General features: G+C 70.8%; 8 protein-coding genes. All 8 read left to right on the forward strand.

Annotated features, from left to right (window positions below; genetic code table 11):
- Positions 1–6 precede the first annotated feature (6 nt).
- The 8 genes from WEB29_00225 to WEB29_00260 are packed head-to-tail and all read left to right on the forward strand — an operon-like array spanning position 7 to position 13,196.
- Positions 7–2,439, forward strand: coding sequence for a hypothetical protein (locus WEB29_00225; GenBank protein MEX2135368.1), 2,433 nt, complete (start codon positions 7–9; stop codon positions 2,437–2,439).
- Positions 2,436–3,395, forward strand: coding sequence for an ABC transporter ATP-binding protein (locus WEB29_00230; GenBank protein ID MEX2135369.1), 960 nt, complete (start codon positions 2,436–2,438; stop codon positions 3,393–3,395). Before WEB29_00225 ends, WEB29_00230 begins: the two co-directional genes overlap by 4 nt.
- Positions 3,392–4,552, forward strand: coding sequence for an ABC transporter permease subunit (locus WEB29_00235; protein MEX2135370.1), 1,161 nt, complete (start codon positions 3,392–3,394; stop codon positions 4,550–4,552). The genes WEB29_00230 and WEB29_00235 overlap by 4 nt, the downstream gene beginning before the upstream one ends.
- Positions 4,549–6,360, forward strand: coding sequence for a hypothetical protein (locus WEB29_00240; protein MEX2135371.1), 1,812 nt, complete (start codon positions 4,549–4,551; stop codon positions 6,358–6,360). Before WEB29_00235 ends, WEB29_00240 begins: the two co-directional genes overlap by 4 nt.
- Before the next feature lie 8 nt (positions 6,361–6,368).
- A complete protein-coding gene (locus WEB29_00245; GenBank protein MEX2135372.1) occupies positions 6,369–7,382 on the forward strand; it encodes a MoxR family ATPase in 1,014 nt (337 codons plus the stop codon).
- 6 nt (positions 7,383–7,388) lie between these two features.
- Entirely contained in the window at positions 7,389–8,306 is a 918-nt protein-coding gene (locus WEB29_00250) for a DUF58 domain-containing protein (protein ID MEX2135373.1), read from the forward strand.
- A gap of 13 nt (positions 8,307–8,319) precedes the next feature.
- Entirely contained in the window at positions 8,320–10,290 is a 1,971-nt protein-coding gene (locus WEB29_00255) for a BatA and WFA domain-containing protein (GenBank protein MEX2135374.1), read from the forward strand.
- Positions 10,287–13,196: a VWA domain-containing protein gene (locus WEB29_00260; protein MEX2135375.1), complete on the forward strand. Its 2,910-nt coding sequence runs from the start codon at positions 10,287–10,289 to the stop codon at positions 13,194–13,196. Before WEB29_00255 ends, WEB29_00260 begins: the two co-directional genes overlap by 4 nt.
- Positions 13,197–13,218 lie beyond the last annotated feature (22 nt).

Raw genomic sequence — 13,218 nt, forward strand, 5'->3', positions numbered from 1 at the left:
GGTCCGATGCCGCACCGAACCGGCCGCCTGGCTCGCCTGGCCGCCGCAGCGTCCCTGGCCGCGATGATGCTGCCCTCGATGGCAGCTCCCGTCGGTGCTGCCGAAGCGATCACGCTCGAGGCGCGCGCCCTGGTCGGTGGCCGCTTCGAGTCGAACGGCTGGATCGGCATCGCGGCCACCCTCTCCAACGGCGGCTCGCCCGTCACCGGCTACCTGGCCGCGGATGGCATCGACGGGACCGTGCGTCGCTTCGTCGAGCTGCCGGCCGGCGCGCACAAGGTCGTCGCCATCTACGTCAGGCCGGCGCCATTCGTGCGCGCGATCGCGCTGCGCTTCGAATCGGCCGAGGGCAAATCCCTGGCAACGTCCAGCGCCGATGCCCGCGTCCTGGAGCGGACCAGTGGCCACGTGGCGATCGTCGGCGACGGAGGCGGCAACGTGCGGCCGCAGCTGATCGCGCGCGGCGGTGGCTTTCCCGAGCCGATCCCCCTCACGCCGGCGGATCTGCCGGAGCGCCCCGAGCCCCTGCGCGGCATCGAGACGATCGTGTGGGCCGCCGATTCGAGCGGCCTGACCGAGGCCCAGCGGCGCTCACTTGAGCGCTGGGTGGCAGCGGGCGGACAGCTGGTCGTAGTGGGCGGACCCGATTGGCAGGCACGCACCGCCGCTTTCGGTTCAATGCTCCCCGTTGAGCGCCTCGCGTCGCACGACGGCAGCAGCGCCGCCACGCTGGCCGCCTGGGCCGGCGCCGGCCAGCCGGATGGCAGCGACCCGCTCACCGTGGCGGCGGGCGACCTGCGGCCGGGCGCCATTGCCCTGGTGCGCGACGCCGGCGGCCAGACCCTCTTTGCGTCAATGAGTCGTGGAGCGGGACGCGTCAGCTTCGTTGGGATCGACCTGGCCACCCAGCCGTTCCGCACCTGGGCCGGCGCGCCCGCCCTCTGGACGCGGCTCATTCCCGACGACCGGATCTTCGAGCAGTGGGGCGGGGCCGGTCCGGTTGACGATGAAGTCGCCAACTCGATGACGGTGGTGCTCTCCCGGATTCCGTCACTGGCGGTGCCGCCGGCAGAGCTGCTGCTGGCCGTGATCGTGGGCTACATCCTGCTCATCGGGCCATTGAGCTACCTGGTGCTGCGCTGCCTGGATCGTCGAGAGCTGGCCTGGATCGTCGCTCCGGTCCTGGCACTCGCCTTCTCGGGCGTGTCGTACAGCATCGGCCTGTCGATGAAGGGCAGCCAGATCATCGTCAACGAGATCTCGGTGGTGCGCACCTCGACGGACGGCACGGCGGCCTCGGTCTCCACCTTCGCCGGCATCTCGAGCCCGGCCCGCGCGAGCTACGACCTGACGGTGCGTGGCGACGCCCTTCTCTCGGCACTGGCCGCCAACAACTTCGATCCGACCATCGGTGGAGCCGTACTGAATTACGCCACTGAGCAGGGGGATCCGGCCCACCTGCGCGGCCTGGCGGTCCCGGTCAGCGGCCAGCAGGCGGTGCGGGCCGAGGCACTGGTCCCGTACACGCCAGCGCTGCGCGTGACCTGGTCCCTGACCGCCACCGATCTCGAGGGTCGTGCCACCAACGAAGGGACCCAGCCGATGGAGGACGTGGCGGTCGTCAGCCAGAGCGGCGGCGTCATGGTCGGGACCCTCGCAGCCGGAGAGTCGAAGACCTTCCGCATGCCGCTTCGCAACCTCAACGGCTCGTCGGCCTCCCAGCAGGTGTACGGCATCTCCGCGTTCGACACCAGCTCGGCCGCCCAGCGCCAGATCTCCGTCCGCAGCCTGGTGATCGATGCACTGGTTGGCTCGTACCGCGGCTTCCCGGGCAAGATGGAAGGCGCCTCGGGCGGGATCGATCGCGGGCCGTTCCTGATCGGGTGGCAGGCCGACGCCTCTCCACTCGAGGTCGAGCTCGATGGCCAGGAGGTCCAGCGCTATGCCCAGGCGGTGGAGGTGGTCTCCGGCCAGCCAACCCTCGGACCAGGCCCGGTGACGATCGGCCCATCGGCGATGAGCACCGAGGTCCTGGCGACCGATGGAGAGGCATCACAGACCGCTCCGGGCTCCGTGACGCTGGCGAACGGTGAGGTCACCTTCCGCATGGGCATGCCGCTCGAGGCGACCGGACTGGTGCCGAGCAAGGTGACGGTCATCGTGGCCAGCGAGCCCGGGACGATCTTCTATGACCAGGAGAATGTGGGTGCCTTTCTGCCGAGCGGATTCCGCGTGGCGGTGTACGACGCGATCGCTGCCGAATGGCTCGACCTCGGCGACCTCTCCGAGCGGAGCCGATTCGACGTCGCCGATCCGACTCGCGTGCTCGACTCCTCCGGTCGGCTCCTGATCAAGATCAGCGGAACCGGCGTGCCGGCCGAGATGGGACAGTTCTCGATCTTCGCGGGCGCGCGGGTGACGGGAGTCCCTGCCCCATGACCCCGATCATCGAGACCCGCGGCCTGGTCAAGCGCTACGACGGTGAGCTGGCGGTGGCCGGCATCGACCTGGTGGTTGGCCCGGGCGAGATCTACGGACTGGTCGGTCCCAACGGGGCCGGCAAGACGACGACGATGCGGGTGCTGGCCACCCTGCTGGCGCCCACCGCCGGGGAGGCGCTGGTGTGCGGCATCGACGTGACCGCTGACCCGGTCGAGGTCCGCCGCCGGATCGGCTACATGCCCGACTTCTACGGCGTCTACGACGACCTGCGGGTGTGGGAATACCTCGACTTCTTCGCGCGCTGCTACTCGGTGCCGGCAGGGCGGCGGGCCGGCATGATCGGGGAGTTGCTCGAGATCGTCGGCCTGAGTGACAAGCGCGAGTCGTACGTCGAAGCCCTGTCACGCGGCATGCGCCAGCGCCTGTGCCTGGCCCACACGCTGGTCCACGATCCCCAGCTCCTGATCCTCGACGAGCCGGCCTCGGGGCTCGATCCGCGGGCACGGGTCGAGATGCGCGAGATCCTGCGCGAGCTGCGCGGGATGGGCAAGACGATCCTCGTCAGCAGCCACATCCTCAGCGAGGTGGCGGAGCTGTGCACCACGGTGGGCATCATCGATCAAGGCAGGCTGGTGCGCTCCGGGCAGATCGCCGAGATCGAGCGTTCGCTGCGTGCCACCGCCCTGCTGCGCATCGACGTCCTGTCGGACGGCGAAGCGGCAGCGGCCTGGCTTGGAACCGATCCACGGGTCGGCGACGTCCTTGCGGTGAGCAGCGAGGCAGGCAAGACGCGTCTGGAGGTCCCGTTCGACGGGCCGGCCGATGAGCAGGCGGGGCTGCTGCAGGGCATGATCGCAGCCGGACACACGGTGAGCGGCTTCGGTCAGGCGACCAGCGACCTGGAGGAGATCTTCCTCAAGGTCACCGGCAACGACGAGGAGACGGCGGCATGACGGCGACGACTCTCCCTCGACGACGCCTCTCCAGCCTGCGCGAGTTCAGCTCATCGGTCTCGACCATCATGTCGAAGGAGCTGCGCTCCCGATTTCGCGGTCGACGGGCGTTCGTCGTCCTCACCATCTACCTCGCCGTGCTGGCGCTGATCGCGTACGGCGCCTACATCAGCTCGGTGGCCGACGCCAAGGTGCCGGAGGAGCTCTTCGCGCCGGATGGGTCGAGCGTCAGCGTCGCCAACGGGTCGGCCATCGTGGGGCAGGCGATCTTCGCCATGCTCTCGGTTTTCCAGCTCATGCTGGTCGCCTTCCTGGCACCGGCCTTCACGACTGGGGCGATCAGCCTGGAGCGCGAGAAGGCAACCCTCGACCTGCTGATCACGACCCCGCTGCGCCCCGGGGCCATCGTCGTCGGCAAGCTCCTGTCGGCCCTCGCCTTCGTGGTCCTCATGATCCTGGCGGGGATCCCGGTCTCGGCGCTGGTGCTGATGTACGGCGGGGTGTTGGTGGAGGACATCGTCCGCGCGCAGGTCGTGCTGTTCGTGTCGGCGATCGGCTTCGGCGTCATCGGCCTCTTCTGCAGCGCACTCTTCAAGCGCACGCAGAGCGCCACCGTGATCGCCTATTCGACCGTCCTCTTCCTCACCGTGGGAACCTTCTTCATCTGGCGCCTGTGGACCGCGACCCTGACCGGAATGACCGACGGCGCATTCGGCCTCCCCAACCGGGCACCCGAACAGCTCCTCTATCTGAACCCCGCCGTCGCCATGGTCGAGATCGTGGCGGACACCGAGATCACGACGGGCGACATGGGCAAGATCATGGCCGAGATCCGCGGCACCGCCGGCATCCAGTGCGAGGAGGGCCTCTGCTTCACGATCACCGATGGAGTGCCGACGGACGTCAAGCCCGGCTTCGATGGCGCTGGCGTCAACGGCGACTGTGCGGCGAACGAGCGCTGCGCACAGCCCGGCGTCCAGGCCGTCTTCGACCCGCAACCCGCCGAGACCGGCCACTTCTGGCCGCGCTTCGCACTCACCTTTGCCGGCCTTTCGCTGCTGCTGACCCTCGCCTCCATGCGTCTCGTCGTTCCCGCGGGCCTGGGTTTCCGGCTGCCTCGTCGCCGGCTCCGCGCGGCCCCGGAGCGTGACCTGTGACCGATCGATCGCTGGCCGCCAGGATCGCCGACCGACTCGGCTCCGATGCGCTGCGGCGCCTCCGCTCGCTCCGGCGACGCCTCTGGCTGCGCCGCAGCGTGCGGGTCGCGGGGATCGCCCTGGCTGCAGCGCTTGGCGGTATCGCCCTGGTACAGCTCGTCGCCCGCACCGTCGCCCTGGAGATCGCGCCGTGGCTGATGGCCGCGGTTGCGGCCGTGGCACTCGTCGCCTGGGCCGTCGTCTCGTGGCGATTGCGGCCGTCGCTGACCGACGCGGCTCGTGGCGCGGACGCGGAGCTTGCCCTCCGCGAGCGCCTGGGGACCGCCCTGGAGCTGATCTCCGAACCGGATCCCGAGGACCCGCTCGCCGCCGAGCTCGCGGCTCGCCAGATCGCCGACGCTCGCACCCGGCTCGCGAGTGCCGACCTCCGCGCTGCTTTTCGACCCCGGATCGCCCGCCGCCCGTCCGCAGGCAGCGGGGTCGCACTGGCCCTGCTGGTGGTGCTCATCGCCTGGCCCAATCCGCAGGACGCGCTGCTGCGTGATCGGCAGGCGGCTCGCGACGCGAGCCGCGACGTGGCGCAGCGCATCGAGGAGGTCGCGCGGGAGGCCGAGGAGCAGGGCGCCGACACGCCGGACCCACGCCGGGATGCCCTGGTGGAGCAGCTGCGCCGGCTGGCGCGCCAGCTTCGCGATGGAGGCGATGACCGGCAGGACGTGCTTGCCAAGATCGGCGCCGTCCAGGAGCAGCTGGCACGTCTGACGGATCCGCAGGCAGCGCTCAAGGATGCGGGCCTCACTCAGCTGGCCCAGCAGATCTCGAAGGCGGCGACCGGCAAGGAGGACGCCAACGAGGAGGGCGATCCGGAGCAGGCGGCGAAGGACCTCGAGGCTCTCACGGACCAGGTCAAGCAGATGAGCAGCGCACAGGCCGCCGCGCGCGCTGAAGCCCTTCAGCGAGCCGCGCAGGGAGCCGCCGGAACCCAGCCGGAGGTCGCCAAGCGCCTGGCCGAGGCGGCGGATGCACTCGACAAGGCGGCGCGCACCGGCAGTCCACAGGATCAGCAGGCCGCAGAGGATGCGCTGCAGCGCGCCGCGGATGCCTTGCGCCAATCTGAGCAGGACCGACAGCTGCAGCGCAGTGTGGCGCGCGCCCAGTCCGCCCTCCAGGACGGCGCGCGGCAGGTTGCCCGTGCAGGCCAGCCTCAGCCTGGCGCATCGGGCCAGCCTGGCGCATCGGGCCAGCCGGGCGGATCGGGCCAGCCGGGCGCGTCCGGCCAGCCAGGCGGCCAACCGGGTGGCAGCGGACAGCCGGGCGCTTCAGGGCAGCCAGGTGGGCAACCCGGCGCGTCCGGCCAGCCAGGCGGGCAACCGGGTGGTCAGCCGGGCGGGCAACCGGGTGGTCAGCCGGGCAGCCAGCCGGGAACGGGGGGCCAGCTCGGCAGCGGTGGTGGCACGACCGTGCGCCGTATCCCGGGCGGCGGCGTGCGCATCGGCGGCTTCGATGGACCGAGCCAGGGCAACAAGGACTACACGGTGTCGGGGCTCGACGGCCTGTTCGTGCCGTTCGACCGGATCGGCCTGCCAGGTGACCCGAGCTACATCGCCGGGCAGGGCGGGGACGGCGGGCAGGACCAGACGGGCAGCGGCAGCGGGGTCGGCTTCGACAATGACTCGGTGGTCCCCTACCGGTCCGTGCTCGACCTGTTCCGCAACTTCGCCAACTTCCAGCTCGATCGCCAGCAAGTCCCGATCACCCTGAAGGATCTGGTGCGCGACTACTTTTCCCGCCTCGAACCCACGGAGTGAATGGACCGATGACCGAGCAGACCACCGTCTCGCCCCCTGAGCCGATCACGCCGGAGCGCTTCAGCGAGCTGGCAACGGCCATCGAAACCGAGGTCGGCCGCTTCATCGTCGGGCAGAACCAGCTGGTGCGGCAGACGCTGATCAGCCTGCTCGCCGCCAGCCACGCCCTGCTGGAAGGTGTGCCAGGACTGGGCAAGACGATGCTGGTGCGGACGATCTCCGAGGCGCTCGACCTGGGCTTCTCGCGGATCCAGTTCACCCCGGACCTGATGCCCGCCGACATCGTGGGCACCAACATCATCGTGGAGGAGGGAGGCGAGCGTCGCTTCCGCTTCCAGCAGGGACCGATCTTCAGCAACCTGGTGCTGGCCGATGAGATCAATCGGGCCACCCCCAAGACCCAGAGCGCGCTGCTGGAGGCGATGCAGGAGCATCGGGTCACCGTCGCCAAGCAGCAGTACACGCTGTCGGAGCCGTTCTTCGTGCTGGCCACCCAGAACCCGCTCGAGATGGAAGGGACCTATCCCCTGCCGGAGGCCCAGCTCGATCGCTTCTTCTTCAAGGTCGACGTCCCCTTCCCGACCGAGGCGGAGCTGATGGAGATCCTGGCGCGCACGACCGGGGCGGAGCGGATCACCGTTCACCAGGCCGCGTCGGGGGCCGACATCCTCGCCATGCAGGCGCTGGCGCGCGACGTCCCGATCGCCAGCCACGTGATGGCCTACGCGGTGCGCATCCTGCGCGCCACCCATCCCGACAGCGAGACCCCGCCGGACCTGGTGCGCAGATACGTGCGCTACGGAGGCTCGCCCCGCGGCGCGCAGGCCATGGTGCTGGGGGCCAAGATCCATGCCCTGCTGGATGGCCGCTTCAACGTGGCCTTCAGCGACGTGCAGGCTGTTGCGGCGCCGGCCCTACGCCATCGGATCATCCTCAACTTCGAGGGTGAGGCCGAGGGGATCAACAGCGACAGCGTGGTCCGCGCCATCATCGCCGAGACGCCCACCGAATCGGTCGAGTAGCCGGGCATGACCGCGCCGGTCGCGCACGCCGCGGAGGCCGGTGCAGGCGCCGATCTCCTCTTCGACGAGGCATTTCTGCGCCGCCTCGGGCAGCTCGAGCTTGCATCGCGGCGCCTGACCGCGGGCCGCATGAAGGGCGAGCGACGCTCGGTGCGCCGCGGCCAGAGCGTCGAGTTCGCCGACTATCGCAACTACAGCGCCGGCGACGACCTGCGGCAGCTCGACTGGAACGTGTACGCGCGCCTCGAGCGGCTCTTCATCAAGCTTTTCGTCGAGGAGGAGGACGTCACCGTCCACGTCCTGGTCGACGCCAGCCGCAGCATGGACTTCGGTGAGCCGAACAAGCTGACCTTCGCTCGTCGCGCGGCGGGAGCGCTCGCGTATCTGGGGCTGGCCCACCTCGACCGGGTCAGCATCGCCTTCCTGGGCGAGGGACGTGCGGTCAGCCTGCGTCCGCTGCGCGGCAAGGCGCGGGTGTTCGAGGTCTTTCGCTTCCTCTCGGAGCCGCGCCCCGAGCGGCTCACCGGCCTCGCCGCCGCGGCCCGCGACTACGCCAGCCGGATCCGGGGCCGTGGGCCGCTGATCCTGGTCAGCGACCTGCTCGACCCGGGCTACCTCGACGCGCTGCGCGACCTGGCCGGGACACGCTGCCAGCTGTCCGTGCTGCACGTGCTGGCGCCGGAGGAGCTCGATCCCGACGTCCCGCCGGATGCGCGGCTGGTCGACAACGAGACCGGCCACGGGATCGAGGTGACCGGCGACGACGACCTCGTCGACCGCTACCGCACTCGGCTGGGCGAGTGGCAGGAGGAGATCGCAGCCTTCTGCGCGCGGCGTGGCGGCGCCTACGTCAGCGTCCCCTCCGACCTGGACCTGGCCGACCTCCTGTTCGACGTCCTTCGACGCCGGAGAGTGATCGAATGACCACAACTTCGCTGTGATCGCCCCGCTGGCCCTCATCGGCCTGGTCAGCCTGCCCATCATCGTCGCGTACTACATGCTGCGGCTGCGACGCCGGGACGTGCCGGTCGGCAGCACCTTTCTGTGGCAGCAGCTGGTGCGCGACGTGGAGGCCAACGCGCCGTGGCAGCGGCTGCGCTTCAGCTGGCTGCTGATCGTCCAGCTGCTGATCGCGCTGCTGATGGTGATCGCCGCTGCACGTCCGTTCCTTACAGTCAGCTCGGACCTTGCCGCCAACGTGGTGCTGATCGTGGATACCTCGGCCTCGATGGGCACCGTCGAGGACGGCACCTCGCGCATCGCCGCAGCGCAAGTCGCGGCGCGACGCGTGATCGGGCAGCTGTCGGAGGGTGGCCACGTGACGGTGGTGACGGCCGATGACTCGGCCCACGTCCTGGTGAGCGACACGGACGACCGAGCCGCGGCGCTCGCGGCCGTCGACGGGATCGTCGCCACCCAGGTGCCGGGCGACCTGACCGATGCCTTCGCGCTCGCCTCGGCGCTCGCCGCTCGCGACTCCGACTCCACCGTGGTGGTGGTGACCGATGCGAATGCCGACCGCCTTCCGCGCGTCGGGATCGGCGCACCGGTGCAGGTGAAGCGCGTCGGCACGACCGACGGCAACCAGGCCGTGGCGGCCCTGTCGCTCCTTCGCCGCTCGGGCGGGGCGCAGCTCGACCTGTTCGTGGCGGTCAGCAACCCATCGGCCTCGGACGTGACGCGGCGCCTGGAGATCTACGCGGACGACGTCCTCGTGGACGCGCGCGACCTCGCCATCCCCGCCGAGCAGCGCTCCGAGGCCCTGATCAGCAGCGTCCCCCAGGGCGCCAGGGTGGTCGAGGCGCGGCTCGCCGGCGATGACGCGTTGGCGGTCGACGATCGGGCCTTTGCGCTCGTCCCCTCCGCGGCCGCCGTGCGTGCGCTCCTGGTCGGCCCCGGCAACACATACCTCGAGAATGCGCTCGCCCTGCTCCCGCGCCTCGAGCTCTATGCCGTCGGCGCCGGCGGCTACGTGGATGCGCTGGACGCCGCCGCCGAGGCGGGCAAGCCCTATGGCATCGTCATCTTCGACCGCACCGTGCCGGCCCAACCGCCCACCGTCCCGGCGTTGTACGTGGGGCCGGCCGCCGGGAGCGCCTTCGGCACCGTTGGCCGCGTGCTCGACGGCCCAGCCCTCGACCGCACCGACCCCGCCGATCCCCTGCTGCGATTCGTCGACCTCTCGACGCTGCACATCGGTCGCGCGCGTGCCGTCACCCTGGCTGACGGGATGCGCCCGGTGGTGGAGAGCGTCCGCGGCGAGCCGCTGGTCGCGATCGGTCGCGTGAACGGACTGGGTGTCGGGCTTCTGTCATTCGCCCTCGGCGACAGTGACCTGCCGCTCCAGGTCGCGTTCCCGCTCCTCATGAGCAACCTGGTGGACGCGCTGTTGCCGTCGACCGACGGCATCTTGCCTCCGTCGGTCGAGCTCGGCCAGCCGATCGCCGTCAGCATCGATCCCGCCATCCGGCGGGTTGCCGCCGTGACCGTTGCGAGCGGGGAACAGCTGGAGCTGGAGGTCGTCGGGGGGCGGGTGACCGTGCCGGGGCCGCGGGTGACCGGCCTGGTCGACCTGCAGGTGGTCGACGACGGAAGCGGCACCGGTGGCGTTTCGCTGGGCAGGACGGCCGCGAACCTCTTCAATCCGGGTGAGTCGCGCGTGACCCCCGGTGACCCGGCTCGGATTCGCGATCTCGGCCAGGTCGGCCCCTCCCCGGGCGACGATGGGCTGACCGCACGATCCGAGTGGTGGTGGCCGCTTGCCCTGGCGGGGCTCGTCCTGCTGCTGGTCGAGTGGCTCCTCTTCCATCGCCCGACCCGCCGCGCCGTGGCGCGGATCCTGCGCCGCGGTCGGCCGCCGGCCGCGGCACGATCGAGCAGCTCGAGCATGGCAGGCAGCCCGCGATGATCCCGGTCGCGTTCACCGACCCAATCTGGCTGTGGCTGCTGCTGCCGGCCGCAGCGCTGGTGATCGGCGGCTGGTGGGCCGCGTCGCGCACGCTGCCGCGCGCCCGCAGGGTCGCCTCGCTCATCATCCGCCTGACCCTGGTCGGCTGTGTCGTGGCGTCCCTGGCCGGAGCGCGCCTTGCGCTGCCGTCCGACCGGCTGTCGGTTGTCTTCCTGGTCGACGCATCGGCCTCGATGCTGGACGCCAGCCGCGAGGAGCTGCTGGCGTTTGCCAAGAAAGGCGTGACCCAGATCCCCGAGGGCGACACGGCAGGGGTCGTGGTCTTCGGGGCCAACGCCCTTGTTGATCGGCTGCCGTCGAACCTCGACGAGCTGCAAGCGCCGGGGTCGGTGCCGGTTGTCAGCGCGACCGATATCGCCGCAGCGGTCCGGCTCGGGACCGCCATCTTCCCCGCCGGCACGCAGCAGCGGCTGGTCCTCCTCTCCGATGGAAATGACACGAGCGGCCAGGCGGAGGAGGCGATCCTCTCGGCCGCACAGCACGGCGTGCGCCTCGACGTGGTGCTGCCGGGTGGCGAGACGTACCCCGAAGCGCTGGTGGATGGCGTGGATGCTCCTTCCGGGGCGCGCGTCGGAGAGACCATCGAGTTGAGCGTGCGTGTGCGCTCCACGGTCGCAACTGCCGTGACGCTGCGCCTGCTCGCCGACGGGGCAACCGTCGCCACTCGCCAGCTCTCACTCAAGCCCGGCACCATCAGCCTCTCGTTCATCGTGAAGGCGGAGGAGCCCGGCTTCCACGTCTTCCGGGCGGTGATCGAGCCGCGCTCGGACCATTTCACCGAGAACAACGCGGCCGATGCCTACGTGCTGGTCACCGGCGAGCCGCAGGTGCTGGTCGCCACCGACGACCCGGTTCGCGCCACCGACCTGGTCGACGCCCTGACCACTGCACGCCAGCAGGTGACGGTTGTGCCCGCCGGCGGCGTCCCATCGTCGATCGCGACACTTGCCGGCTACGACGCGGTCGTGCTCGACAACGTCTCGGCAGCCCAGCTGGGGGCCACCGCCATGGCCAGCCTGCAGGTCTACGTGCGCGACCTGGGCAAGGGGCTGGTGATGCTCGGCGGCCGGAGCAGCTACGGAGCAGGCGGCTATCTCAACTCCGTCCTCGAGGACGTGCTGCCGGTGTACATGACCGTCCGCGATCGGCAGCGTTCACCGGATGTGGCACTGGTGGCGGTGATCGACAAGAGCGGCAGCATGGCCGACTGCCACTGCACCAGCGACAACCGCGGCACGGCCACCAGCGGGACGCGCGGCTTCGAGAAGGTGGACATCGCCAAAGAGGCGATCCTGCGCGCCGCGGATGCGCTCTCTCCCACCGACCAGCTGGGGGTGGTGGCCTTTGACGAGGGCGCGCACTGGGCCGTGCGTACCGGCCCGATCGACCACATCGGCCTCCAGAACTCGCTCGGCTTCAAGGCAGACGGGCAGACCAACATCTACGCCGGCCTCAAGGCGGCCTACGACGACCTGATCCGGAACCCGGCCAAGCTGCGCCACATCATCCTGATCACCGATGGCTGGAGCCAGTCCGGCGCCTATGACGCCCTGCTGGCCGACATGAAGAAGGCGGGGATCACCCTCTCCACGATCGGCACCGGCGGCGGCTCGGCGGCCATCCTGCGCCGATTGGCCGAGCAGTCCGGCGGGCGCTACTACGAGGCCGATGACGCGACCCGCATCCCCGACATCTTCCTGAAGGAGACGATCCGGACCGCCGGAGAGCAGATCGTCGAGGAGCCGTTCCAGCCGGTCCCCTCCTCGCCGTCCGAGATCCTGCGCGGCCTCGACCCGGGACGTCTCCCGTCGCTCCTCGGCTACAACGCGACCACCGCCAAGGGGACCGCCACGGTGGCGTTGCTCACAGGCCGCGACGATCCGCTGCTTGCGCAATGGCAGTACGGCCTGGGGCGCTCGGTGGCATGGACCAGCGACGTGCGGCAGCAGTGGGCAACGCAGTGGATCGGCACGGAGGCGTTCGGAACGATGACCGCGCAGCTCGTGGCCTGGACCCTTCCCCCGCGGGACGAGCAGGGGATCGACGTGCAGTTCTCGCCCGGACGCGACGGCGAGCTGAACGTCGAGGTCACCTCCCTCGACGACGATGGGGCTCCGCGCAACTTCTATCGCACCGTGCTGCGCATGGTGGCGCCTGACCTGGCACCGCTGCAGAGCACGCTGACCCAGGTTGGCCCCGGCCGCTACGCCGGCACGGTGCGCGCCGATCAGCCCGGCGCCTACCTCGTGCGGGTGGCCCAGACCCGCGACGGGGCGGACTCGGCCAACCGCACCCTTGGCGTCGTCTCACCCGCGGCGGAGGAGTTCCGGCGCCTTGGCGTGGACAGCGAGGCATTGGGCCGCTATGCCGGCGCCGGGCAGGGGCGGCAGATCCAGCTCGACCCGTCGGATCCCGAGATCGTCCGGCAGGTCTGGACACATGACATCGCGGCGGCGGCCTTCCCGACCCCGATCTGGCCGTGGCTCCTGCTGCTGGCCATGATCCTGGTGCCGATCGACGTCGGCGTGCGCCGGGTCGCCCTGACGCGTGGCGACTTCGTCCGCGCCCGGACCTGGGTCGCTCGCGGCGTGGGCCTGGCCAAGCCGGCGCCGGAGGTGGTGCCGGGGCTGGCCGAGCTGCGCGCGGCCAGGGGGAGAAGCCAGCGGCGCGCCGACCGATCCGTGCGCCGCAAGGCCGAACCTCCGCCGGCGCAGGCACCCGGCGAGGCTGCATCTGCCGCGACGCCGGCCACACCGGCCACGCCAGCGGAGCCGGGCGAGCCGGATGCCGGTCCGGCCGCCGAGACGCTCGCCGAGCGGCTCGCCCGCAGGCGCCGCGGAGGTTAGGAGCGGCCCAGGCTGGGCGCAC

It is taken from the genome of Chloroflexota bacterium (assembly GCA_040902225.1).
Lineage (GTDB): Bacteria > Chloroflexota > Limnocylindria > QHBO01 > QHBO01 > CF-167.

Coding starts and splice junctions, on each gene's coding strand:
- WEB29_00225 (MEX2135368.1), top strand. CDS start 7: ATGCCGCACCGAACCGGCCGCCTGGCTCGCCTGGCCGCCGCAGCGTCC.
- WEB29_00230 (MEX2135369.1), top strand. CDS start 2,436: ATGACCCCGATCATCGAGACCCGCGGCCTGGTCAAGCGCTACGACGGT.
- WEB29_00235 (MEX2135370.1), top strand. CDS start 3,392: ATGACGGCGACGACTCTCCCTCGACGACGCCTCTCCAGCCTGCGCGAG.
- WEB29_00245 (MEX2135372.1), top strand. CDS start 6,369: ATGACCGAGCAGACCACCGTCTCGCCCCCTGAGCCGATCACGCCGGAG.
- WEB29_00250 (MEX2135373.1), top strand. CDS start 7,389: ATGACCGCGCCGGTCGCGCACGCCGCGGAGGCCGGTGCAGGCGCCGAT.
- WEB29_00260 (MEX2135375.1), top strand. CDS start 10,287: ATGATCCCGGTCGCGTTCACCGACCCAATCTGGCTGTGGCTGCTGCTG.